The following is a 23162-nucleotide window of genomic DNA, read 5'->3' on the forward strand; positions in this document are numbered from 1 at the left end:
CCGCCTCGGGCAGACAACAACAAAGAGATTCAGACCATGGCACTTTCTCGCGAACAAATGGCTCAACGCGTCGCTCGTGAACTCAAGGACGGTTATTACGTGAACCTCGGCATCGGCATTCCAACGCTGGTGGCCAACTATGTGCCGGACGACATCGACGTCATGCTGCAATCGGAAAACGGCCTGCTGGGCATGGGCGCCTTTCCGACCGAGGATACCCTCGACGCGGACATGATCAATGCCGGCAAGCAGACAGTTACCGCACGCATCGGAGCATCGATTTTCTCGTCGGCCGAATCCTTTGCCATGATCCGTGGTGGCCATGTCGACCTGACGGTGCTTGGCGCTTTCGAGGTGGATGTCGAGGGCAATATCGCGTCGTGGATGATTCCCGGCAAACTGGTCAAGGGCATGGGCGGCGCGATGGACCTGGTGGCGGGTGCCGAAAACATCATTGTGACCATGACCCACGCATCCAGGGACGGCGAATCCAAGCTGCTGACCCGCTGCAGCCTGCCACTGACCGGTGCGGGATGCATTCGCAAGGTGCTGACCGATCTGGCGTACCTGGAAATTGAAAACGGTGCGTTCATCCTCCGCGAGCGTGCGCCTGGGGTCAGCGTCGAAGAGATCATAGCCAGGACCGCCGGCAAACTGATCGTTCCGGATGACGTGATCGAGATGAGCTTTTGAGGACCGTGAGCCTCTGGCTCCTGGTTATGAAGCTCGCGCTTGACTGTGGCCAACGGCCCGGCTAGCTCCTGCGGCGTCTGACCAACATCAGAATGGCTTGCGAACGCTTGGTGCCCCGACGTGGTAACACCACCTTGCGCTCGACCCCGATAATAATGACAAGAAGAGGTGCCCCAGATGGCCGCCAACATCGAAGAAAGCCGTTCCGCGCGATTTGCCTTGCGCTGTGCAGCGTGGGCCGAGCGCTGGTTTCCCGACTCCTGGGTATTTGCCGCATTGGCGGTGGTTATCGTCACCCTGGCAACGCTGGCTATCGGCGCACGTCCGGCCGAGGCCGCCAAGGCATTCGGTGACGGGTTCTGGAGCCTGATTCCGTTCACCATGCAAATGGCCTTCGTGGTCATTGGCGGTTACGTGGTCGCCAGTTCACCTCCCGCCGTACGCCTGATCGACCGCCTGGCCCGGGTGCCACGCAACGGACGCTCGGCGGTGGCCTGGGTGGCGCTGATTTCCATGCTGGCCTCGTTGCTCAACTGGGGACTGTCACTGGTGTTCGGCGGCTTGCTGGTACGCGCCCTCGCCCGGCGTACTGACCTGCGTATGGATTATCGCGCAGCTGGTGCTGCCGCGTACCTGGGGCTGGGCGCAGTCTGGGCGCTGGGGCTGTCTTCTTCGGCTGCGCAGTTGCAGGCCAACCCGGCCAGCCTGCCGCCGTCCATCCTGGCGATCACCGGCGTGATTCCTTTCACCGAAACCATTTTTCTGTGGCAATCCGGGGTCATGCTCGCAGCACTGGTGGTCATCTCACTGATCGTGGCCTATGCCACCGCCCCAAGTCCCATCAGCGCTCGCGACGCCAAGGCCTGCGGTGTCGACCCGGCCTTCAACCTGCCGCCACTGCCGCCTCGCACACGGCCCGGCGAATGGCTGGAGTACAGCCCGCTGCTGATCATCCTGATGGTGCTGCTGGGAGCAGGCTGGTTGTTCAACGAGTTTTCGAACAAACCGGCGATCACTGCGATCTCCGGACTCAATACCTACAACTTTCTGTTCATCATGCTCGGCGCATTGCTGCACTGGCGGCCGCGCAGCTTTCTCGATGCGGTAGCACGGGCGGTGCCCACTACCACCGGTGTGTTGATTCAATTCCCACTGTACGGCTCGATCGCCGCACTGCTGACTACAGTCAAAGGCGGTGATGCGCAAACCCTGGCGCATTATATCTCGACGTTTTTCACCAGTATCGCCTCGCATGACACCTACGCGATTCTGATGGGCGTCTATTCGGCCATATTGGGTTTTTTCATTCCATCGGGCGGCGGCAAGTGGATCATCGAAGCGCCCTATGTGATGCAAGTCGCCAATGACCTGCAGTATCACCTCGGCTGGGCAGTGCAGATCTACAACGCAGCCGAAGCGCTTCCCAACCTGATCAATCCGTTTTATATGCTGCCGCTGCTGGGGGTACTGGGCCTGAAAGCGCGTGACCTGATCGGGTTCTCGTTCGTGCAGTTGCTGGTTCACACGCCACTGGTGCTGTTTCTGCTCTGGGCATTGGGCACTACGCTGGCCTATACGCCGCCGGTAATGCCCTGATAGCTAGCTGTCGAACGCGTAATCACGCTCGACCTTGCAGATTCGCGTGGTAAACGCCTGATACCAGCGTGCACGCCCCTGCTCGCGGACCTCGGCATGTTCGGCTTGCCGTTTCCAGGCCAGAATCGCGGTCTCATCGGTCCAGTAGGACACGGTGATCCCCAGTCCGTCTTCGCCGCGTGCCGATTCCACGCCTAAAAAGCCGGGCTGTTGCCGGGCCAGACCTACCATTCGCTGCGCAGCATCTGCGTAGGCCTGCCCTTCGTCATGCGTACGCAATGAGGTGAACACGACCGCAAAATAGGGCGTGGCAAAGCGCGAGGCCATCATGATTCGGTACTCTGTACGAATGCGCTGCAAGCGCGCAGGAAAGCCTTGACCACAGGCGGTATTTCGCCCTGCAACGCAGCCCGTTCCGGCTGGAACAGCGTGGCGACGAAGAACGGATGCCCCTGCAGTTCGATACTGCGTACTTCGCCTTCCGGGCCGCGTCCACTGATTTCGAGCCGTTGGCCGAACAGCGCGGACTCCAGCTCACGGCGCAGACCGTAGCGGCAGTGATAACGCTCTTCGATATCCAGCCTGCCGTACGCCCGGGCGATCAATGTATCGGGTTGCAACTGAACCGCTGCCACCGATTCAACCAGTGAGCAACTGAGTGGCTCGATGATGACGTTTGGCGCTTCTGGCGCCGTTTCGCCGTGCTCGGCGTCTGCCCAGCCCAATTGATGGCGAGCGTACTCCACCAACGCGTGCTGAAAGCCGCCGCACGTTCCAAGAAACGGCACGAGCTGCTCACGGGCGAAACGAATGGCAGTCAATGCGCCCTGCATGTCCAGGTACGGACTGGCAGGTACACACCAGAGACCGTCGAATTCGCCAAGCCGTGCACCGTTGCCGATTTGTGGCGTCGGCAGCCATTCGAAGCCGACCGTTATTTGAAGCACCTCCGCCGCCATCTGCAGTGCCAGAGGAATGGCCCGATGGGCTGGAACATCCGCGTTGAAATCCCCCACCAGGCCGATCTTTACCGTGTTGCCTACGCTATCTGCCTTGCCCATGCCCTGCTCCCTGTTCGACTTCGTATGACCTGGGCGGAGACTATAAACAGGCATCAAAACCAGCAGAATGGGCATCGTTGCAATGCCGGCGTGCAATACTGCACGCCGGGTCAGTCAATCACAGGCGTCAGCACCGGTTTTCCGGAAAAGAATGCCAGCAGATTGTCGTTGACCATCTGCACACTGTCTCTCGAGGCCTCCGGGGACAGCCCTGCTACATGGGGCGTCAGCACGACATTGCCCAGCGTCTTGAACACGTCCGGCACAGCGGGCTCATCGTCGAAGACGTCCAGCGCGGCTCCGGCAATCCGCTGGTTCTCGAGCGCATCGACCAAGGCATGAGTATCCACGACACTGGCGCGCGCAATATTGACCAGAAAGCCTTCAGGACCCAGCGCCTCAAGCACCTGTGCATCGACCAGATGCTGCGTGCCGGTGCCGCCGGGGGTGGCGATGATCAGAAAATCCGACGCGGCAGCCAGCGCCTGTGGCGTGGCGTGCCAGGTGTAATCGCAATCGGTGCGCGGTTTGCGATTGTGGTAGCCGATGGCGATGTCGAACGCTGCTGCACGCCTGGCAATCGCCAGCCCCACGGCTCCCAGCCCGACAATGCCGAGGCGCTTGCCCGCCAGCGAGGGTCGTACCACCTTGCGCCACTCGCTGCGCCGCACCGAGGCATCGGCCTGCGGGATGTCGCGCACCAGGGACAGCAAAAGCGCCAGCGTATGATCAGCCACTGTGGCGGCATTGACGCCCGCACCGTTGGTCACACGGATGCCCCGCGCCTGCGCAGCAGACAGATCAACCTTCTCGTAGCCGGCACCGCTCACACAAATGATGCGCAGCTGCGGTAGTGCATCCATTTCCTCGGCGAAAAAACCCAGCGGTCCGCGTGTGACAACGGCACTGATTTCCTGCCCGTGCGCAGCAATTGCCTCGGCGCGCAGTTCGGCCGTCGGCGCACGAATCAACTGAAAACCGCTGCTTTCCAGAATCGGCAAATACGTGTCCAGGTTTTCCACCAGCACCAATACCGTTGTCATGTGCGTTCCCGTCCGATCAGCAAAACACTGACCTTAACGCGACTCGACGCGCTTGTGCAGCGCACCCTGGTGTTCGCGCTGAAAAAAAGCTTTCGCCCGCACTATGTGTTCATAAAGTGGACGCATTTGCCGGAGACACTGGGCTCTGTACGAAAACTCGGCGAGCGTAGCCAATTCAGGCCCAGAGCCTGAGGCCTTGCCAGACCCGGGATCGCAAGTGCGCTATCGTTGCATGCAGCGAAACCAACGGCAGCCCTGTCGGCTGGTGCTCAGGTTTCTCAAAACAGGCCTTCTCAAAAACAAGGAAACACCCGCCCATGCAAGGATTTTCCACCACCCTGTTGAAAAAGACCCTTTTGGCCTCGGCTGTCATGTCGAGCCTGATGTTGTCATCAGGCATGGCAGCGGCGGCGGATGCCCCAGGCAAGGTATTGAGCGAGAAATACGGTCTGCCCTGGCCCGCCGTGATCGCCCACCGCGGCGCTTCATTCGACGCGCCGGAAGAGACCATTCCGGCCTATACCCTGGCACGCGATCTGGGTGCCGATTACCTGGAAATGGACATCCAGCGCACCAAGGACGGCGTACTGATAGCGCTGCACGATGACGTGCTGGAACGCACCACCAACATTGCCGAAGTGTTCCCGACCCGGGTCAAGGACCCGGTCAGTACCTTCACGCTGGCGGAGCTCAAGCAACTGGATGCTGGTTCATGGTTCAACAAGGCCTACCCCGACAGGGCGCGCGACAGTTACACCGGGTTGCAAATCCTGACACTGGATGAGGTCATCGACATCGCCGAAGGCGGCGCGAACAAACCGGGGCTGTACATCGAGACCAAGGTGCCGAACAAGTTTCCCGGTGTCGAAGCCGACCTTAAAAAAGTGCTGACCCAACGCGGCTGGCTCGCGCAACGCCCCGCCGCAGCGGCCGGGCATGTCAACGTCGCGCATATGCCGGGACGCGTGGTACTGCAGACGTTCGAGAAGCAAAGCCTGGAATTGCTGCAGAAAGAAATGCCGAAAGTGCCCAAAGTCATGCTGCTGTGGATTGGCGAAGGCTCGATAGAGCCTAAATCCAGCGTCGCGTTCAAGGATTCGGGAGCCAAGGACAAAGCCACCTACTACGCTTCGCAGGAAGTCAAATCACCGGAGGAGTTCCAGAAATGGATTGACTGGGCCAAAGCCCATGGTGCCATCGGCACCGGTCCTTCGTCGCAACTGGCCAAGGGCGGCGACCAAAGCTACATGGACCTGGTCAAGCCCTGGATGAACAACCTGACCCACGAGAAAGGTATGGTGATCCACGCCTACACGGTGGACGCCGCCGATGACTTCAAGCGCATCAGCAACGATGGGGTCGATGGTTTCTTCACCAACCGTACCGCTGAACTGTTGAAATTCTACGGGCGCCCCGCGAAAGAAAGCATTCACACCATTCTCAAGCGTAACGGCTACTGATCGAGCCACTGGCCGCATCCCGCGATGCGGCCAGCCACCCGAAAATCGATCGTACCCGCCAGCTTCAAAGCGTATCGGCCAATGTCGCGAACGCCCGACGCTCAGTGCCCGATGTCACACCGCTCGCCATGGGCATAACATCCCGAGACGCTTCGCAATGCTTTGAAACAGGTCAGGGACAGCCACCTGCACGCAACTCTCGTGTAAGCTCATGCGCTATTGGTTTTCCGATCGAGAGGCCTATGCCGTCCACTTTCCGACGCTCGACCCTGGCAGCACTTCGTGGTTTTGCCTTGCCGAGCGATGCAATCTCCATTGTTCCTTCTGCCGCCGACTACAGGCGCTGTCTGCTGGAAAGGATCGCGTCGGCCACCCGCCGCATCTATATCATCGCGTTGTACCTGCAACAGGATGAAGCCGGCCAGGAGATCCTCGACGCGCTGTACGCGGCCAAGGCTGCCCGGCCGGAGCTTGATGTCGTGGTGCTGGTTGACTGGTTCCGTGCGCAGAGGGGGCTGATCGGTGCCGGACGTCAGCCCGGCAACTCGACCTGGTATCAGGCGCAGAACCTTGAATACGATGAAGAAGTACCGATCTACGGCGTGCCCGTGCAAACCCGCGAGCTGTTCGGGGTGCTGCATCTCAAGGGCAGTGTGATCGACGATTGTGTGATCTACAGCGGTGCCAGCATCAACAACGTCTATCTGCACAAGCTCGACAAATACCGCCTGGACCGTTACCACCTGATCGAAAGCGCACCACTGGCGGATGCTTTTCAAAATCTGGTACAGCGAGAAATACTCCCGTCACCGGCCGTGCACCGCCTCGACCTGCAATCGCCACCCGACTCGCGCAGCCTGCGCAGCGAAATCCGCGCCTTTCGCAGTGATCTGAAGCGCGCTGCCTACGACACCTCGGCGGGTGAAAAGGAAAACGGCGAGCTGCGGGTGATTCCGCTGCTGGGCGTCGGACCACGCAACAACCTTAACCGAGCCATTTGCGACCTGATTGCGTCGAGCAAGATCCAGCTGACCATCTGCACCCCGTATTTCAACCTGCCGGTGGCCGTGACCCGTGAGATCAACCGGGCGCTCAAGCGCGGTGTGCAGGTCGATATCATCATTGGCGACAAGACCGCCAACGACTTCTTCATTGACCCGGACGAACCGTTCAAGGTGATCTCGGCCCTGCCGTACCTGTATGAAATCAGTCTGCGGCGCTTTGCCCACAAGCATCAAAAGGCAATCGCGCAGCAGCGCCTCAACGTGCACCTGTGGAAACATGGCGATAACACGTTCCATCTCAAAGGCATTTGGGTCGATCAGCGCTATACCCTGTTGACGGGCAACAACCTTAACCCTCGCGCATTCAATCTGGACCTGGAAAACGCGCTGCTGATCGATGATCCGCAAGGCCTGTGGAGCGAGCCGCGTGACGCAGAAATCGCTCATCTGATGCGCAATACCCAGCGCGTCAACCAATATGACGAACTCGACACACTGGCCAATTATCCCGAAGGGGTGCGCAAGTTCCTCAAGCGCGTCAGCCGGGTCCGGGTCGAGCGATTGCTGTACCGGATTCTCTGACCCTCAGGCGGCCGGCCGACATGCCAGGGCATGTCGGCTTGCAGCCAATGAAACATGGCGTCTCACGGCTGTTTCGCGCCCAGTTGCTTCCACATCTTTTGCGTGATTTTGCGGCGGTTGCTGTAGCCGGCCCACGGATCGTCCTTGAGCTGCTTCAAGCGCTGTCCCAGGCTGGAGATGTCCCACTGTGCCGACGACTTCAGACCCGCCAGCTCATCCAGCGCAATCGGCACCGAGACCGGCAGCCCCGGCCGGGCACGTACCGAATAGGCCGTCACTGTGCTGCCGCCTCGGCTGTTGCGCAGGTAATCGATGAAAATTTTCCCCACCCGGTTCTTCGGCCCCATGGTCGCAGTGAAACGTTCGGGCAACTGACGACTGGCGAACTCGGCGATGGCCTTGGCAAAGGCCTTCACCGTGTCCCAGTCTGCGTGCCGCGCCAACGGCACAATGATGTGCATTCCCTTGCCGCCACTGGTCTTGAGATAGGCGTCGAGCCCAAGCTCCTCCAGCACGGCAAGCACCATTTGCGTGGCTTCGATCATGCTGCGCCAGGGCAGCGCCGGATCGGGATCAAGGTCCAGAACGAAATGGTCCGGCGTTTCGATCCTGTCACGCGTCGCGCCCCAGGTATGCAACTCGATGGCTCCCATCTGCGCAGCACCGACCAATGCGGGCAGCGAATCGATTTCCATCAGCGCGGCATGTCCGGGATCCAGCGCACGATCCAGCTGTTTGATGTGCGGAATCGCCAGATGCTCGGCGTGTTTCTGGAAGAACTGCTCACCGTCGATGCCCTCCGGACAACGCAGCAACGCCACCGGACGCTTGTCCAGATACGGCAGAATCCACTCGGCGATAGACTCGTAGAACTGTGCAAGCTGGACCTTGCTGGTGCCGGTCTTGCTGTCGATCACTCGATCCGGATGGCTGATGCCGATGCCGGCCACATCCACTTTGCCTTGAGCGGTTTTTTTACCGCTCCGGGGCGCTGCCGACTTCGCTTTAGTCTGGCCCTGACTGGCAACCCTGGCAGGCTGAGCGTCTTCGCGCACCACCTCAGTGGCTGGCTTGTCACTGCGCAATCCGACAAATGCAGCCTGTCGCACAATGCCTTCGCGGGTCCACTGGGCGAATTCCGCTTCGCAGACCTGTTTTGGCTCGACCCACTGCACACCCCGGGCCTGAGCCGAGGACAGTTTTCTGGCCAGCGGTGAATCCTTGCGGTGGAGCTTTTTCAGCTGTTTGTGCAGTTGTGCAAGCGTCTCTTCACTGAACCCGGTGCCGACCCTGCCGGCATACACCAGTCCCTCATCGCCGTCGTTGACCGCCAGCAACAAGGCCCCAAATGCCGAGCGGCTGCCCTGAGGAGCGGAGTACCCGACAATCACGAACTCTTGTCGCAGCCGGCATTTGAGCTTGATCCAGTCGGCGTTGCGCTTGCCGACATAGGCACTCCCGGCACGCTTGCCAATGACCCCTTCCAGGCCCATTGCGGCAGCACTCGCCACAATGTCATGATGCCCGGCCTGAAAGGCATCCGAATAACGCAACAGGCGACTGCGCTGAGCGTCGAGCACGTGTTTCAAGGCATCACGACGCTGCTCAAGGGGCACTTCACGCAGATCTTCTGCGCCCAGAAACGGCATATCGAACAGGTAATACAGGATGTTTTTGCTGGTGCCGGCGTCAAAGGCATTCTGCAGCCCCTGGAAGTCCGGGAGTCCTTGCTCGTCAAGAACCACGACCTCACCGTCGAACCAGCTGTCTTTTACTTTCAGCCCCTTGAGCGCCTTGACCAGCTCGGGTAGCCGCTCGGTCCAGTCATGACCGTTACGGGTGAACAAACGCACTTCATCATCCTGAATGCGGGTCAGAATGCGGTAGCCGTCGAACTTGATCTCATACAGCCAGTCACCCGCTGGCGGCGCATCCACCAGCGTCGCCAGTTGCGGCGAAAGCGCTTCAGGGAAGTCTGGCTTCGATTTCTTCCGCGCTGTTGTTGCAGGTGAAGCGGATGCCTCGGTTTTTGACGCCGAGGCCCCGGTTTTGCCCGATGCAGGTTTAACCGGAGGCTTTGCCGACGTGCTGCGCTTTTTGTCTGCATGAGCATTGCCGACGTGAGTGCCGACGTGAGCACCACTGATCACGCTCTGCGGCTGCTCCTGAGTAATGTCGTATTCGTCAGCAGGCCGTGCAATGGCGTCCTTTTCCTTGATCAGCAGCCACTGCTCCTTGCTGCCGCTACCTTTGAGCCGGGTACGTACCAGTGCCCAGTCGCCACTGAGCTTCTCGCCGACCAGGGTGAATTTGAGCTTTCCTTCCTCATAGGTCTTTTGCGGATCGCCATGCGGTTGCCAGATCCCACGGTCCCAGACAATCACATCGCCGCCGCCGTACTGACCTTGCGGAATGCTGCCCTCGAAACCGGCATAGTCCAGTGGGTGGTCTTCAACATGCACGGCCAGCCGCTTCTGTCTGGGGTCCAGACTCGGCCCTTTGGGCACCGCCCAGCTCTTGAGCGTGCCGTCCAGTTCCAGGCGAAAATCGTAGTGCAGGTTACGTGCATCGTGCTTTTGAATCACGAAAGCCAGCGCACCGGGCTTCGAACGGGATTTGCCTTTGCGCGGGCTCTCCGCAGGCTCGGAGGTGACGGCAAAATTGCGCTTGCGTGTGTACTCGCTGGCGGGCTTGGCCATGGCCGGTGTCTCCGTATGGCTCAAGAGGCTTTACTGGTTTTCTTGCGAGCGGCAGGTCGTTTGGGCTTGGTACTGTCCTTGTCGGCAGGTTTTTCTTTTGCCGCAGGCTTGCCCGGTTTGCTTTTACCCGCACTACCCTTGCCCGCCAGGCTGCGCCGCAACAAGTCGGTGAGGTCGATGACATCGGCGCTCTTGCGCTCTTCTTCGGCCGGATCCGTCTCGACATCCTCGATCTTGCCTTCTCCTGCCTTGGTTTCGACCAGTTGCATGATTTTGTCCTGAAAGGTGTCACGGTACTGCTCAGGCTGCCAGTCGGCGCTCATGTCCTTGACCAGACGCTTGGCCATGTCGCGCTCGCTTTTGGTCAACTGCGCATCCGTCACCGCGTCGCTCAGCTCAAGAGCGTCGAGCTCGCGCACGTCGGCAGGCCAGCGCAGGATCACCATCACCAGTGCCGACTCCAGCGGCATGACCGCCGCCAGATGTTCACGGGTGTGCAACACGACATTGGCCAGCGCTACCTTGCGGGTATCGATCAGGGTTTCGCGCAGCAGTGCATAGACTTTTTCGCCGCGTTTGTCCGGGGTCAGAAAATAAGGTGTGTCGATGTTTTGCAAAGGGATCTGCTGGCTGTCGACGAAGGCGAATATATCGATGGTCTGAGTCGATTTTGGGTGCGCGGAGCGTATTTCTTCTTCGCTGAGCACCACATAACGATCCTTTTCGTACGCCACACCCTTGACGATATTTTCGCTGGTGACTTCCTTGCCGGTGACCTTGTTGATTCGCTTGTAGCCGACCGGGTCCATGCTGCGCTTGTCGAGCCAGTCAAAGTCGACACTGGTTGAGGTTGTCGCCGATACCAACGCGACCGGTATATGTACCAGCCCGAAGCTGATTGCGCCTTTCCAGATTGCCCTTGCCATGGTCTGACTCCTATTGATCTTGAAAAAGTGACAGGACCGGTCGGACAAAAGTTTCGACAGCCTGACGAGTGCCGGAAAACCCGCGCAGGTAAGCGCGGTTTTTTGTTTTCATAACCGGACTGTCAACGCTTTGGCTCCTGATAAACACAATAGCGAGCGAGGTCGCGAGACGTTCAAAGCCTTGTCCTGGAAGGGTCTGCAGGGTGACATACAGATTTTGATGGCCCTTATATGCGTTTAGGATCTAAAAATATGGTTTAACGTTCTTTTGCGGAATAAATCAGACGTTCTATAAATGGCTCCACCTCGAACGCTGTTGGCGAACTGTCTGCAAACCAACAGTTGGTCCCGTCAGCTTTCACTCAGCTGATCACTTCCAAGGATTTGTCATGAACGTTTTCTGGTTTCTTCCGACTCACGGCGACGGCCATTATCTGGGCACGACAAAGGGCGCACGTCCCGTGAGCCTCAATTATCTGAAGCAGGTCGCGCAGGCCGCCGATGATCTGGGCTATCACGGGGTACTGATTCCAACCGGCCGTTCCTGCGAAGACTCATGGGTCATCGCCTCGGCGCTGGTGCCATTGACCGAGCGCCTGAAATACCTGGTGGCGATCCGTCCGGGCATCATTTCCCCGACCGTTTCGGCTCGCATGGCAGCCACACTCGATCGTCTTTCCGGCGGCCGTTTGCTGATCAACGTAGTGACAGGTGGCGATCCGGACGAAAATCGCGGCGACGGCAGTTTCCTCGATCACAGTGAGCGCTATGAAGTCACTGACGAATTCCTGCAGATCTGGCGTCGGGTATTGCAGGGCGAAGCGGTCGATTTCGAAGGCAAGCATCTGCGCGTACAGAACGCCAAAGCACTCTACCCGCCGATTCAGAAGCCTTATCCGCCGCTGTACTTCGGTGGTTCCTCCGACGCGGCACATGACCTTGCTGCCGATCAGGTGGATGTGTACCTGACTTGGGGCGAGCCGCCGGCCGCCGTGGCTCAGAAGCTGGCCGATGTTCGCGAACGAGCAGCCCGCAAGGGGCGTACCGTGAAGTTTGGCATTCGCCTGCACGTTATCGTGCGCGAAACCAGTGAAGAAGCCTGGAAAGCTGCGAGCACGCTGATCGAACACATCAGTGATGAAACCATTGCTGCGGCCCAGAAGTCTTTCTCACGCTTTGATTCCGAAGGCCAGCGACGCATGGCTGCCCTGCATGACGGCCGCCGCGACAATCTGGAGATTGCTCCCAACCTGTGGGCGGGCGTTGGCCTGGTACGCGGTGGCGCAGGCACGGCGCTGGTCGGCAACCCTGAAGAAGTCGCGGCGCGCATCAAGGAATACGCGGACCTGGGCATCGAGAGCTTCATTTTCTCGGGCTACCCGCATCTGGAAGAAGCGTATCGCTTTGCCGAGCTGGTCTTCCCGCTGCTGCCTGAACCCTACGCCAGCCTTGCAGGGCGCGGCATCACCAACCTGACGGGCCCGTTCGGCGAAATGATCGCCAACGATCTGCCCCCGCAGGCCAAGTGATGTCCGGGCAACTGCTGACCTTACCGCACTCGCCTGCGCTGGCGACCTCGATCAGGGCCACTGCGCAGGTATTCGAGGACCCCAAGTCCAGGGCCTTGCTCGCTCATGTGCGCCAGGTTGCGCCCAGCGATGCCAGCGTACTGATCATTGGTGAAACCGGTACCGGCAAAGAGCTGGTGGCACGGCACGTCCACGAGCTGAGTGCACGCCGCGACAAGCCGTTCGTGGCGGTCAACTGTGGCGCGTTCTCCGAGAACCTGATCGAGGCCGAGTTGTTCGGTCACGAGAAAGGCGCCTTTACCGGAGCGATCAGCGCCAAGGCTGGCTGGTTCGAGGAGGCCAACGGCGGCACGCTGTTTCTCGATGAAATCGGCGACCTGCCCATGACACTGCAGGTCAAGCTGCTGCGCGTACTTCAAGAACGGGAAGTCGTCCGTCTGGGCTCGCGCAAAAGCGTGCCGATTGACGTGCGGGTACTCGCGGCCACCAACGTACAACTGGAAAAAGCCATCAACGCCGGGCATTTTCGCGAGGACCTCTACTACCGGCTGGACGTGGTCAACTTGGAACTGAGCCCGTTGCGCGACCGGCCCGGCGACATCCTGCCGTTGGCGCGGCACTTTATCGAGGTCTACAGCCAGCGTCTGCGCCATGGCCCGGTAAGAATCAGTGCGGAAGCCGAGCACAAGCTCAAGACCTACAGTTGGCCAGGCAATATTCGCGAGCTGGAAAACGTCATTCATCACACCTTGCTGGTCTGCCGGGAAGGCGTCATTCAGCGTGATGACCTGCGCCTGTCGAACCTGAGAATCGAGCGTCAGGACGAACAGAACCCGCCTGACGAATCTGCCGAACAGTTGCTCAATCGGGCGTTTCAAAAGTTGTTCGAAGAACAGGCCGGCGCGTTGCACGAGAAGGTCGAAGACACATTGCTCAGAACGGCCTACCGCTTCTGTCACCATAATCAGGTGCACACGGCCAGCTTGCTGGGCCTGACGCGAAATGTCACACGTACGCGACTGATAAAGATCGGTGAACTGGCAGTCAACAAACGCAGGCCGGGTGAAAACGTGCAGGGCGACCGGATGTTGCACCTGTCGGTGTAATACACAGGCAGACGACGCGGAGCGTCAAGCAAGGCCTTTCCACGCTGGAGCGTGAGGAACGCGCGGTATCCGCAAGACGCTATGGTGCCCGCGCTCCGCGTGGGCATGCCGTTGCAGACGCCTTGCGTCCGGCCACGATCACGCGGCGGCACCTCATGGCAAGCGCATTGCCAGCGCCTTGGCCTGGAGTGCGACATCGGTCACTGCGGTGCTTTCCCACCACATGCCGCGCAGCGGCGGGCCCATGGCGAACAGGCGTGACGAGCAGTGACTGTGCGCGTCGAGCACCGCGCCACCGGCATCGGCAGCGATGCCCAGCGCCAAAGGCCCCGGCTGGATCAATCCACGCTCCAGCAGTTGCCGAGGCAGCGGGCGATCCACTCGCCGCCAGTCGTACTCGATACCCGTGGAATTGATCAAGGCATCGCCGAGGATCTGCGTGGGATTGCTGTCACCGCGCCGACGAACGCTGATCTGCACCTGACCGGAAGGCAGGCTTGCAACGCTCTGCAATGACGCGGCGTCAATGCTCAGCCGTCCTTGCCTGATCAGCCTTGCCAGCAGCGCAGCACTGGGTGGCGGAGAGCGATGGTGATGGCTTTCCCACCAGGGCCGTACATGGCGGACGAACTGGCGGCGCTGCCTGTCGCTGGCTTGATTCCACAGTCTACCGACGTTGGCGCGCACGGTGTCCAGCGGGGCCTGCCAATCGATGCCGCTCTCGATGGCCAGCTCGCATTGCTCGCGGACCTTGCGTACCAGTTGCCGAGTGCTGCGAATACTCGGGTCCTGGGCCAGAAAGTCGGACCACTCCGGCGGCTGGCGTCGAACATGGGGCAGCAGGCCGTGCCGGGAATAGACCTGAATCGGCCCGCGATGCCCGGCTTTTTCCAGCGAGACCAGCGCATCGACCATGGTCAGGCCGGAGCCGATGATCAGCACTCTGGACTGCGCATCGAGCTGCTCCATTGCCTGCACATTCCAGGGATCCAGCGCTGCCGCGTTCAGCTCGTTCGACTCGCGCCGGGGTGTGCGCGAAGCGGCGTACATACCCGTCGCCAGCACAGCCTGGCTGCCGCGCAACAGACGACCGTCAGCCAGCGTGACGCTCACACCCTGTTCATGGACCTGCACATCGACGGCTTCGCCGCGCACATGCATTACCGTGGAAGCAGCCGCTTCGCCAGCTTCACGGGCCTCACGCAAGCGCTGCTGAACATAAAGCCCGAACACGCCACGCGGCGGAAACAGCTCGGCGATCGGAACCTTTTGCTCGGCGGCTTCAGGCCAGCCGCCCTCGGCCAGATAGGCCGTCAGCCAGTGCGTGAGGTCATCCGGATTGTCCGGATCGACACTCATCCGCGCCGCGTTGCCATTGAGCGTATGGCCCGGCTCCGTTGCACTGTAAGCCTCGCCCCTGCCAAGCTCGCTGCGGGTTTCGATGATCAGGATTCGACGCTGGCCGGCTCTGCGCAGCAACTGCACCGCCAGCAGGCTGCCGCTCAGACCTCCGCCAATGATCAGAATGTCAGCCGTCTGGTTAGGGTCTTCGGTCATCGAACAGCGCCTCGGTCGGATTGCAATAGAAGAGTCGGAAGGTCAGAGCACGACGTTACGCACAAAACGCAGGGGTGTATCAGCCTCATTGCAATAACGGTGTGGCTGATTGCTGGGGAACATGAAGAACTCGCCAGGGCCGACCTGTTGCACGGCAGCAGGGTCCGAGAAGCGCAGGGTCAGATGCCCTTCCACGATATAGACCTGTTCACTCCAGCCATCCGGATCGGCTTCCGACACGTAGGCATCACCAGGCTCCAGACAGAACTCCCACAACTCCACTTCTTGCCGGGCAACCGCCCTGGCGAGCAGCACGGCCTTGCTGCCTGAAATCGTACCGGCCCATGCCAGTTCGTTGATACGGCTGTAATCACGATTTTCGGGGGCCTGAATCAGGTCGCTGAACGCCACCTCCAACGCTTCAGCCACCCGGTCCAGTGTTGCCAGACTGACGTTTTTCTCGCCCGCTTCGATAGCGACCAGCATGCGGCGGCTGACCCCGGACTTTTCCGCCAGAGCGGTCTGGCTGAGGTCGGCGTCGTTGCGCAAACGGCGCACGTTCTGGCTGACGTGCTGCAACACCGGAGGGCGTTGAGTATTTTCTTTGTGCATTCAGGTACTCATATCAAACCGTTGCGCATTATACTGCCCATTTCAAAGACGACGTCAGGGTGTCCAGCGCTTGACGTACGCATAGCCATTCACAGGAGTCCCGAGCTGACATGAAGTCTATCAGCCGTCTACCCCGCATCAGCAAGGCAGAAGCCGTGCTGATTATGATCACCATGCTCTGGGGAGGCACCTTCCTGCTGGTCCAGCACGCGATGACCGTCAGCGGCCCGATGTTTTTCGTCGGTCTGCGTTTTGCCGCAGCGGCGCTTATCGTAGCGCTGTTTTCGACGAAGGTGCTGCGCGGTCTGACTTTTCTTGAACTCAAGGCCGGGGTCTTCATCGGCACCTGCATCATGCTCGGTTATGGCCTGCAGACCATCGGATTGCAGAGCATTCCCAGCAGCCAGTCCGCGTTCATCACGGCGCTCTATGTGCCTTGCGTGCCTTTATTGCAATGGCTGGTGCTTGGACGAAGACCAGGTCTGATGCCGACGCTGGGCATCATCCTCGCCTTTGCCGGGCTGATGCTGGTCGCCGGACCGCAAGGTACTGCCCTGCAACTCAGCTCTGGCGAGATCGTGACGCTGATCAGTGCCGTGGCCATAGCTGCCGAGATCATCATGATCAGTGCCTATGCCGGCAAGGTCGATGTACGCAGGGTTACCGTGGTGCAGCTGGCAACCGCTTCAGCTCTGGCCTTTCTGATGATTGTCCCCACCCAGGAACGCCTGCCGGTTTTTTCCTGGGTGCTGGTGCTCAGTGCCGTGGGCCTTGGCGCAATGAGTGCGGTTATTCAGATCGCCATGAACTGGGCACAGAAAAGTGTTTCGCCCACGCGTGCCACCGTGATCTATGCGGGTGAACCGGTCTGGGCCGGGATTGTCGGAAGACTGGCCGGTGAGCGCTTGCCGGGCATCGCCCTGCTGGGTGCAGCCTTGATTGTAGCCGGGGTGATCGTCAGCGAAATGAAGCGGCGCTCTGCGCCCGCCGAACAGAGCCTCATCAAGGAACAAGGCGTGTCCAGAGCCGATTGAGCCAGGTGCTCGCTTCGCCGTTACATACCTGTTTCATGACAACGATCTGCTGTCTTGAAAACAGCAGACACTTTTTGTAGGAAATTTCGGAAACAGTCCCTTTGGTATCGGGGTGTCTGGCACGTATGATGCTTGACATTCCCCTGCAGATTAGAAGCCTATGTCCCTGATAGTTCTACTGCTTCTGCCTTTCATCGGCAGCTGTCTGGCGGCCTTCCTGCCGCACAACGCGCGTAACGCAGAATCGTTTCTGGCGGGTCTGGTTGCCCTGATCGGCGCCATCCAGATGGCGTTGTGGTTCCCGCAGATCGCCGACGGCGGCGTTATTCGCGAAGAGTATTTCTGGCTGCCTAGCCTGGGAATGAACTTCGTTCTGCGTATCGACGGCTTCGCCTGGCTGTTCTCGATGCTGGTGCTGGGCATTGGTGCGCTGGTCTCGCTTTACGCTCGCTACTACATGTCGCCAGACGATCCGGTGCCGCGCTTCTTTGCGTTTTTCCTGGCGTTCATGGGTGCCATGCTCGGGCTGGTGATGTCCGGCAATCTGATTCAAATCGTGTTTTTCTGGGAGCTGACCAGCCTGTTCTCGTTCCTGCTGATCGGTTACTGGCACCACCGCGCCGATGCACGGCGCGGCGCTTACATGGCGTTGATGGTCACCGGCGCGGGCGGTCTGGCATTGCTGGCGGGCATGATGATCCTCGGTCATGTGGCAGGCAGTTATGACCTGGACCGGGTACTGGCGTCCGGAGACGCAATTCGCGCCCATGCCCTGTACCCGGTATTGCTGACCCTGATCCTGATCGGCGCACTGACCAAAAGCGCCCAGTTCCCGTTTCATTTCTGGCTGCCTCATGCGATGGCAGCGCCCACGCCGGTGTCGGCGTATCTGCACTCGGCGACCATGGTCAAGGCCGGGGTGTTTCTCATGGCGCGGATGTGGCCGGCGCTGTCAGGCACCGAGCAATGGTTCTGGATCGTCAGCGGCGCAGGTGCCTGTACGCTGATTCTGGGTGCCTATGCGGCTATCTTTCAGAATGATCTGAAAGGCCTGCTAGCCTACTCCACAATCAGCCATCTGGGTCTGATCACGCTGTTGCTGGGTCTGAACAGCCCGTTGGCGGCGGTAGCCGCAGTCTTTCACATTCTCAACCACGCCACCTTCAAGGCCTCGCTGTTCATGGCAGCCGGAATCATCGACCACGAGAGCGGAACCCGGGACATCCGGCGCCTGAGCGGGCTGGTGAAGCTGCTTCCCTACACCGCGACACTGGCGATGGTCGCCAGCGCTTCAATGGCAGGGGTGCCGCTGCTCAACGGGTTTCTGTCCAAAGAGATGTTCTTTGCCGAAACCGTGTTCATTTCCGCCACTGCCTGGGTCGAGATTGCCTTGCCGGTGATCGCGACTATCGCCGGGATATTCAGCGTTGCCTACTCGCTGCGCTTCACCGTCGACGTGTTTTTTGGTCCCGCAGCAAAGAACTTGCCGCACTTGCCCCATGAGCCACCGCGCTGGATGCGTGCGCCCGTCGAGCTGTTGGTGCTGACGTGTCTGGTCGTGGGGATTTTCCCGGCGCAGTCGGTGGCCCCGCTGCTGGCGGCGGCGGCGCGGCCTGTGGTCGGCGGCACGCTGCCCGAGTACAGCCTGGCAATCTGGCACGGCTGGAACCTGCCGATGGTCATGAGTCTGGTGGCGATGGCTGGCGGTATCATTCTGTATCTATTGTTGCGCAAGCCCCTCAAGCAGGAGCGCATCACCGCCCCGCCGCTGGTGGGACGACTCAACGGCAAGCGTTTCTTCGAACGCAGCCAGGTTGTGATGATGCACTGGGCGCGACGTTTCGAGCGCAAGGTCAGCACTCGACGCTTGCAGCCGCAATTGTTTCTGCTGGTACTGGCAGCCGTTCTGGGCGGCTTCATTCCGATGTATTTCAGTGGTTTGACCTGGGGCGACCGGCCAAAGATTCCGGGGTCCGGGGTCTTTGTCACGCTTTGGCTTATCGCGATTGCCTGCGCAATCGGCGCTGCCTGGCAGGGTAAATATCACCGTCTGGCGGCACTGGTCATGGTCAGCGTTTGCGGCCTGATGACCTGCATCACTTTTGTCTGGTTCTCGGCACCCGATCTGGCGCTGACCCAACTGGTCGTCGAAGTGGTGACCACCGTGCTGATCCTGCTCGGTCTGCGCTGGTTGCCACGGCGCAATGAAGACGTGGCCCCGCTCAGTGCGCGTCTGCGTGCTCGCACCCGGCGGATACGCGACTTCGGTCTGGCAGTGCTCGTCGGGCTGGGCATGGCGATATTGTCCTATGCCATGCTGACCCGCCAGACACCCAACGCCATCTCGTCCTTCTACCTTAGCCGTGCGCTGCCTCAAGGCGGGGGCACCAACGTGGTCAACGTGATGCTGGTAGATTTCCGCGGCTTCGATACGTTTGGCGAAATCACTGTGCTGGCAGCGGTGGCCCTGACGGTGTTTGCCCTGTTGCGACGCTTCCGCCCGCCGAAGGAAAGCATCCTGCTGCCCACACAGCAACGCCTGTTGGCGCGTGACGTGGTGACCGACCTGGTCAACCCGCGCAGCGCCAGCGATACAGCGCTCGGTTTCATGATGGTGCCTGCAGCACTGGTGCGATTGCTGTTGCCGATTGCCTTCATCGTCTCGATGTACCTGTTCGTGCGCGGTCACAATCAGCCAGGCGGCGGGTTCGTTGCCGGTCTGGTGATGTCGGTGGCGTTCCTTCTGCAATACATGGTTGCAGGCACTCAGTGGGTAGAGGCGCAAATGAGCCTGCGGCCGTTACGCTGGATGGGTACGGGCCTGCTGTGTGCGGTTCTGACCGGAGCCGGCTCAATGCTGCTGGGTTATCCGTTCATGACCACACACACCGCACACGTCGACTTGCCGATTCTGGGCGATATCCACATCGCCAGCGCGCTGTTCTTCGATGTCGGCGTATACGCCGTAGTGGTCGGATCGACGCTGCTGATCCTGACCGCACTGGCGCACCAGTCGGTGCGCAGCCATCGTCCGACCCAACTGCCCAAACCTGTCGCCAACCCGCAAGGAATCCTCTGATGGAAGAAGTCATTGCAATCGCCATCGGTGTGCTGGCCGCCTCGGGTGTCTGGCTGATCCTGCGGCCACGCACCTTTCAGGTCGTCATGGGGCTGTGCCTGCTGTCTTACGGGGTCAACCTGTTCATCTTCAGCATGGGCAGCCTGTTCATCGGCAGAGAACCGATCATCAAAGACGGCATTCCGCAGGACCTGCTCAATTACACTGATCCGCTGCCGCAGGCGCTGGTGTTGACCGCAATCGTGATCAGCTTCGCCATGACAGCGCTGTTTCTGGTGGTATTGCTTGCTTCCAGAGGCCTGACCGGCACCGACCATGTAGATGGCCGGGAGCCCAAGGCATGAGCTGGCTGAACCAACTGATCATCGCACCGATCCTGCTGCCGCTGCTGACCGCAGGACTGATGCTCTGGCTGGGCGAAAAGCATCGGCCACTCAAAGGGCGCATCAACCTGTTCTCCAGCATCCTCGGCCTGGGCATTTCCGTGGTGCTGTTTCTCTGGGTACAGCACAGCGGCAGCAGCGGCTCCATTGGTGTCTACCTGCCGGGCAACTGGGGTGTGCCATTCGGTATCGTGCTGGTGGTGGACCACCTGTCGGCACTGATGCTGGTGCTGACCGGGATTGTCGGTGTCTGCGCGCTGCTGTTCGCGCTGGCGCGCTGGGACCGGGCCGGTGCCAGTTTCCACGCACTGTTCCAGATCCAGCTCATGGGCCTGTACGGCGCATTCCTGACCGCCGACCTGTTCAACCTGTTCGTGTTCTTCGAGGTCCTGCTGGCAGCGTCCTACGGCTTGATGCTGCATGGTTCTGGCCGGGCCCGGGTATCGACCGGCCTGCATTACATTTCAATCAACCTGCTGGCGTCGTCGCTTTTCCTGATCGGCGCTGCACTGATCTACGGAGTGACCGGAACGCTGAACTTCGCTGACCTGGCGATCAAGATTCCTCAGGTAGCGGAGTCCGACCTGGGCCTGCTGCATGCCGGCGCTGCCATTCTCGCCACGGCATTTCTGGCCAAGGCAGGCATGTGGCCGCTGAACTTCTGGCTGGTCCCGGCCTATTCGGCGGCCAGCGCGCCGGTAGCGGCAATGTTTGCGATCATGACCAAAGTGGGCGTTTACACCCTGCTGCGCCTGTGGACGCTCCTGTTTTCCGGCCAGGCCGGGGCATCGGCATTCTTTGGCGGTGACTGGTTGATCTACGGCGGCATGGCGACGATCTTCACAGCAGCAATTGCAATCATCGCCGCCCAGCGCCTGGAGCGCCTCGCCAGCCTGAGCATATTGGTATCGGCGGGTATTCTGCTGTCCGCAGTCGGTTTCGCCCAACCCAGTCTGACCTCGGGCGCACTGTTCTATATGGTCAGTTCGACGCTGGCGCTGAGCGCCATGTTCCTGCTCGGTGAATTGATCGAACGCTCGCGCTCGGCCAACGAGATCCCGCTGGAGGACGACGTGGATCAATTGCCCCGGGCCCTGGAGTCTCTGCATCCACCCCCTGGCGCCAACCTGGACGATGAACAGAAGGTCGTGGTCGGTCAGGTCATCCCCATGACCATGGCTTTTCTAGGCCTGAGCTTTATCGCCTGCGCGTTGCTGATCATCGGCATGCCGCCGCTGTCGGGTTTTATCGGCAAACTCACGCTGCTGAGCGCTCTGATGAACCCGCTGGGGCTGGACGTAGCGCAGGATGAAGCGCTTTCGCCCCAGGCCTGGATGCTGATCGCTTTGCTGATCTTTTCCGGACTGGCGTCGCTGATCGCTTTTGCAAGGCTTGGCACGCAACGCTTCTGGACGCCGCACGAGCGTCCTTCGCCGCTGTTGCGCCGTAACGAATGCCTGCCGATCGTCATCCTGCTGGGCCTGTGCGTTGCGCTGACGTTCAAGGCCGAGCCCCTGTTGCGCTATACCCAGGACACCGCTGCGGCACTGCATGAGCCCAAACAGTATGTGCAGTCAGTTCTTGCCACGCGTCCGATACCCGGCCCCACCAGTGAGGACATGAGTTTGGAGGGACAACCATGAAGCGCCTGTTTCCCGCCCCGCTCCTCTCCTTGGCACTTTGGCTGCTGTGGCTGGTATTGAACCTGTCGATCAGCCCCGGCCACCTGCTGCTGGGCGCGGTGCTGGGTTTTCTTGCTCCGTTATTGATGGCACCACTGCGACCGCTCCCGGTACGCATCCGCAAACCCGGCACAATCCTGAAATTTCTGTGGCGGGTAGGCCGGGATGTGGTGATTTCCAACCTTCAGGTCGGTCTGAGCGTATGGCGACTCGAGGGGCGTCCGCCACGTTCGGCCTTCGTGCGTATTCCCCTGGACCTGCACGACGCCCACGGTCTCGCCGCATTGGCGGCGGTCACGACGGTGGTGCCAGGGACTGTGTGGTCAGAACTGGCGCTGGATCGCAGCATACTGTTGATGCACGTCTTCGACCTCGAAGACGAGGCGCAATTCATCGAGCACTTCAAGACCACCTATGAGCGTCCGTTGATGGAGATCTTTCAATGAGTGCACTGCTCGACAACGCCATCCTGATCAGCCTGCTGATTTTCGCCTTGGCGATGGTCATCACCCTGCTTCGTCTGCTGAAGGGGCCTTCAGCACAGGACCGGGTCCTGGCACTGGACTACCTTTACATCATTGCCATGCTGATGATGCTGGTGCTGGGTATCCGCTACGCCAGTGACACGTATTTCGAAGCGGCCATTCTGATTGCCCTGTTCGGCTTTGTCGGCTCCTTTGCTCTGGCCAAATTCCTGCTACGCGGAGAAGTGATCGAATGACCGGACTGCCGAACACGGTGCCCTTCTGGGCTGAAATACTCACCGCCGGGCTGCTGATCGCCAGCAGCCTGTTCGCCTTGACCGGTGCACTCGGACTGCTGCGCCTCAAGGACTTTTTCCAGCGCATGCACCCACCTGCTCTGGCTTCAACACTGGGTGCCTGGTGCGTCGCGCTGGCATCGATCATCTATTTCTCTGCGCTGAAGTCAGAGCCGGTGATTCACGCATGGCTGATTCCGGTGTTGCTGGCGATCACTGTGCCTGTCACCACCCTGCTGCTGGCGCGAACTGCACTGTTCCGCAAGCGCATGGCCGGTGACGATGTGCCCGCAGAAGTCAGCAGCGGTAATGGCAATGAAAAGTCGGCAGGCGGCTGAAGCGACAGCCCGGCCTGC

20 protein-coding genes are annotated in these 23162 nt (G+C 60.2%); 13 read left to right on the forward strand and 7 right to left on the reverse strand.

Features of this window, described 5'->3' with window-relative positions; translation table 11 throughout:
• The first annotated feature begins 36 nt into the window (after positions 1 to 36).
• Together MME58_RS16600 and MME58_RS16605 are read left to right on the forward strand one after the other, a co-directional pair.
• On the forward strand, positions 37 to 693 hold the full coding sequence (locus MME58_RS16600) for a CoA transferase subunit B (protein WP_054986487.1): 657 nt from the start codon (positions 37 to 39) through the stop codon (positions 691 to 693).
• Between the two features lie 177 nt (positions 694 to 870).
• The gene (locus MME58_RS16605) at positions 871 to 2289 is read left to right on the forward strand and encodes a short-chain fatty acid transporter (protein ID WP_055005354.1); all 1419 of its coding nucleotides are present in this window, start codon (positions 871 to 873) and stop codon (positions 2287 to 2289) included.
• A 3-nt stretch (positions 2290 to 2292) separates the two neighbouring features.
• On the opposite strand, the gene MME58_RS16610 is transcribed toward MME58_RS16605, so the two are convergent.
• From MME58_RS16610 to MME58_RS16620, 3 genes are all read right to left on the reverse strand, one after another.
• Positions 2293 to 2619 carry an antibiotic biosynthesis monooxygenase family protein gene (locus MME58_RS16610; RefSeq protein WP_055005355.1) on the reverse strand — a complete coding sequence of 109 codons (327 nt, stop codon included), beginning with the start codon at positions 2617 to 2619 and terminating at the stop codon, positions 2293 to 2295.
• Positions 2616 to 3350 carry a CTP synthase C-terminal region-related (seleno)protein gene (locus MME58_RS16615; protein ID WP_055005356.1) on the reverse strand — a complete coding sequence of 245 codons (735 nt, stop codon included), beginning with the start codon at positions 3348 to 3350 and terminating at the stop codon, positions 2616 to 2618. The genes MME58_RS16610 and MME58_RS16615 overlap by 4 nt, the downstream gene beginning before the upstream one ends.
• Positions 3351 to 3460: 110 nt before the next feature.
• Positions 3461 to 4393 (reverse strand): 2-hydroxyacid dehydrogenase, encoded by a 933-nt coding sequence (locus tag MME58_RS16620; protein WP_055005357.1) that lies wholly within the window; start codon positions 4391 to 4393, stop codon positions 3461 to 3463.
• Between the two features lie 317 nt (positions 4394 to 4710).
• On the opposite strand from MME58_RS16620, the gene MME58_RS16625 reads away from it, so the two are divergent.
• Both MME58_RS16625 and pssA read left to right on the forward strand, forming a co-directional pair.
• Positions 4711 to 5853 carry a glycerophosphodiester phosphodiesterase gene (locus MME58_RS16625; RefSeq protein ID WP_055005358.1) on the forward strand — a complete coding sequence of 381 codons (1143 nt, stop codon included), beginning with the start codon at positions 4711 to 4713 and terminating at the stop codon, positions 5851 to 5853.
• A gap of 242 nt (positions 5854 to 6095) precedes the next feature.
• The gene (gene pssA / locus MME58_RS16630) at positions 6096 to 7439 is read left to right on the forward strand and encodes a CDP-diacylglycerol--serine O-phosphatidyltransferase (protein ID WP_055005359.1); all 1344 of its coding nucleotides are present in this window, start codon (positions 6096 to 6098) and stop codon (positions 7437 to 7439) included.
• Between the two features lie 62 nt (positions 7440 to 7501).
• On the opposite strand, the gene ligD is transcribed toward pssA, so the two are convergent.
• Together ligD and ku are read right to left on the reverse strand one after the other, a co-directional pair.
• Entirely contained in the window at positions 7502 to 10138 is a 2637-nt protein-coding gene (gene ligD, locus MME58_RS16635) for a DNA ligase D (protein WP_055005360.1), read from the reverse strand.
• A gap of 20 nt (positions 10139 to 10158) precedes the next feature.
• Positions 10159 to 11064, reverse strand: coding sequence for a non-homologous end joining protein Ku (ku, locus tag MME58_RS16640; protein WP_054986479.1), 906 nt, complete (start codon positions 11062 to 11064; stop codon positions 10159 to 10161).
• 389 nt (positions 11065 to 11453) lie between these two features.
• Between ku and ssuD the strand changes: the two genes are divergently transcribed.
• Complete coding sequence (gene ssuD / locus MME58_RS16645) at positions 11454 to 12593, forward strand: FMNH2-dependent alkanesulfonate monooxygenase (protein WP_055005361.1); 1140 nt, start codon at positions 11454 to 11456, stop codon at positions 12591 to 12593.
• Complete coding sequence (locus MME58_RS16650) at positions 12593 to 13699, forward strand: sigma-54 interaction domain-containing protein (RefSeq protein ID WP_054986477.1); 1107 nt, start codon at positions 12593 to 12595, stop codon at positions 13697 to 13699. Before ssuD ends, MME58_RS16650 begins: the two co-directional genes overlap by 1 nt.
• A gap of 153 nt (positions 13700 to 13852) precedes the next feature.
• Here the strand turns inward: MME58_RS16650 and MME58_RS16655 are convergent, their stop codons facing one another.
• Together MME58_RS16655 and MME58_RS16660 are read right to left on the reverse strand one after the other, a co-directional pair.
• Positions 13853 to 15256, reverse strand: a complete 1404-nt coding sequence (locus tag MME58_RS16655) for an FAD/NAD(P)-binding protein (RefSeq protein WP_055005362.1) — start codon at positions 15254 to 15256, stop codon at positions 13853 to 13855.
• A 42-nt stretch (positions 15257 to 15298) separates the two neighbouring features.
• A complete protein-coding gene (locus tag MME58_RS16660) occupies positions 15299 to 15868 on the reverse strand; it encodes a helix-turn-helix domain-containing protein (protein WP_054986475.1) in 570 nt (189 codons plus the stop codon).
• A gap of 110 nt (positions 15869 to 15978) precedes the next feature.
• Here MME58_RS16660 and MME58_RS16665 point away from each other — a divergent pair, with 110 nt between their 5' ends.
• The 7 genes from MME58_RS16665 to MME58_RS16695 all read left to right on the forward strand — a co-directional run bounded on the left by MME58_RS16665 (position 15979) and on the right by MME58_RS16695 (position 23144).
• Positions 15979 to 16902: a DMT family transporter gene (locus tag MME58_RS16665; protein ID WP_054986474.1), complete on the forward strand. Its 924-nt coding sequence runs from the start codon at positions 15979 to 15981 to the stop codon at positions 16900 to 16902.
• Between the two features lie 160 nt (positions 16903 to 17062).
• The gene (locus tag MME58_RS16670; RefSeq protein ID WP_055005363.1) at positions 17063 to 19981 is read left to right on the forward strand and encodes a monovalent cation/H+ antiporter subunit A; all 2919 of its coding nucleotides are present in this window, start codon (positions 17063 to 17065) and stop codon (positions 19979 to 19981) included.
• Positions 19981 to 20325: a Na+/H+ antiporter subunit C gene (locus MME58_RS16675; RefSeq protein WP_002554068.1), complete on the forward strand. Its 345-nt coding sequence runs from the start codon at positions 19981 to 19983 to the stop codon at positions 20323 to 20325. The genes MME58_RS16670 and MME58_RS16675 overlap by 1 nt, the downstream gene beginning before the upstream one ends.
• Positions 20322 to 22007 carry a monovalent cation/H+ antiporter subunit D gene (locus tag MME58_RS16680; RefSeq protein WP_054986472.1) on the forward strand — a complete coding sequence of 562 codons (1686 nt, stop codon included), beginning with the start codon at positions 20322 to 20324 and terminating at the stop codon, positions 22005 to 22007. Before MME58_RS16675 ends, MME58_RS16680 begins: the two co-directional genes overlap by 4 nt.
• The gene (locus MME58_RS16685; protein ID WP_054986471.1) at positions 22004 to 22492 is read left to right on the forward strand and encodes a Na+/H+ antiporter subunit E; all 489 of its coding nucleotides are present in this window, start codon (positions 22004 to 22006) and stop codon (positions 22490 to 22492) included. Before MME58_RS16680 ends, MME58_RS16685 begins: the two co-directional genes overlap by 4 nt.
• Positions 22489 to 22767, forward strand: coding sequence for a K+/H+ antiporter subunit F (locus MME58_RS16690; protein WP_055005364.1), 279 nt, complete (start codon positions 22489 to 22491; stop codon positions 22765 to 22767). The genes MME58_RS16685 and MME58_RS16690 overlap by 4 nt, the downstream gene beginning before the upstream one ends.
• The gene (locus MME58_RS16695; protein ID WP_054986470.1) at positions 22764 to 23144 is read left to right on the forward strand and encodes a Na+/H+ antiporter subunit G; all 381 of its coding nucleotides are present in this window, start codon (positions 22764 to 22766) and stop codon (positions 23142 to 23144) included. The genes MME58_RS16690 and MME58_RS16695 overlap by 4 nt, the downstream gene beginning before the upstream one ends.
• Positions 23145 to 23162: the final 18 nt, after the last annotated feature.

Source organism: Pseudomonas syringae pv. tagetis (genome assembly GCF_022557255.1).
Taxonomy (GTDB): domain Bacteria; phylum Pseudomonadota; class Gammaproteobacteria; order Pseudomonadales; family Pseudomonadaceae; genus Aquipseudomonas; species Aquipseudomonas caricapapayae.

Coding starts and splice junctions, on each gene's coding strand:
- MME58_RS16600 (WP_054986487.1), top strand. CDS start 37: ATGGCACTTTCTCGCGAACAAATGGCTCAACGCGTCGCTCGTGAACTC.
- MME58_RS16605 (WP_055005354.1), top strand. CDS start 871: ATGGCCGCCAACATCGAAGAAAGCCGTTCCGCGCGATTTGCCTTGCGC.
- MME58_RS16610 (WP_055005355.1), bottom strand. CDS start 2,619: ATGATGGCCTCGCGCTTTGCCACGCCCTATTTTGCGGTCGTGTTCACC.
- MME58_RS16615 (WP_055005356.1), bottom strand. CDS start 3,350: ATGGGCAAGGCAGATAGCGTAGGCAACACGGTAAAGATCGGCCTGGTG.
- MME58_RS16620 (WP_055005357.1), bottom strand. CDS start 4,393: ATGACAACGGTATTGGTGCTGGTGGAAAACCTGGACACGTATTTGCCG.
- MME58_RS16625 (WP_055005358.1), top strand. CDS start 4,711: ATGCAAGGATTTTCCACCACCCTGTTGAAAAAGACCCTTTTGGCCTCG.
- pssA (WP_055005359.1), top strand. CDS start 6,096: ATGCCGTCCACTTTCCGACGCTCGACCCTGGCAGCACTTCGTGGTTTT.
- ligD (WP_055005360.1), bottom strand. CDS start 10,138: ATGGCCAAGCCCGCCAGCGAGTACACACGCAAGCGCAATTTTGCCGTC.
- ku (WP_054986479.1), bottom strand. CDS start 11,064: ATGGCAAGGGCAATCTGGAAAGGCGCAATCAGCTTCGGGCTGGTACAT.
- ssuD (WP_055005361.1), top strand. CDS start 11,454: ATGAACGTTTTCTGGTTTCTTCCGACTCACGGCGACGGCCATTATCTG.
- MME58_RS16650 (WP_054986477.1), top strand. CDS start 12,593: ATGTCCGGGCAACTGCTGACCTTACCGCACTCGCCTGCGCTGGCGACC.
- MME58_RS16655 (WP_055005362.1), bottom strand. CDS start 15,256: ATGACCGAAGACCCTAACCAGACGGCTGACATTCTGATCATTGGCGGA.
- MME58_RS16660 (WP_054986475.1), bottom strand. CDS start 15,868: ATGCACAAAGAAAATACTCAACGCCCTCCGGTGTTGCAGCACGTCAGC.
- MME58_RS16665 (WP_054986474.1), top strand. CDS start 15,979: ATGAAGTCTATCAGCCGTCTACCCCGCATCAGCAAGGCAGAAGCCGTG.
- MME58_RS16670 (WP_055005363.1), top strand. CDS start 17,063: ATGTCCCTGATAGTTCTACTGCTTCTGCCTTTCATCGGCAGCTGTCTG.
- MME58_RS16675 (WP_002554068.1), top strand. CDS start 19,981: ATGGAAGAAGTCATTGCAATCGCCATCGGTGTGCTGGCCGCCTCGGGT.
- MME58_RS16680 (WP_054986472.1), top strand. CDS start 20,322: ATGAGCTGGCTGAACCAACTGATCATCGCACCGATCCTGCTGCCGCTG.
- MME58_RS16685 (WP_054986471.1), top strand. CDS start 22,004: ATGAAGCGCCTGTTTCCCGCCCCGCTCCTCTCCTTGGCACTTTGGCTG.
- MME58_RS16690 (WP_055005364.1), top strand. CDS start 22,489: ATGAGTGCACTGCTCGACAACGCCATCCTGATCAGCCTGCTGATTTTC.
- MME58_RS16695 (WP_054986470.1), top strand. CDS start 22,764: ATGACCGGACTGCCGAACACGGTGCCCTTCTGGGCTGAAATACTCACC.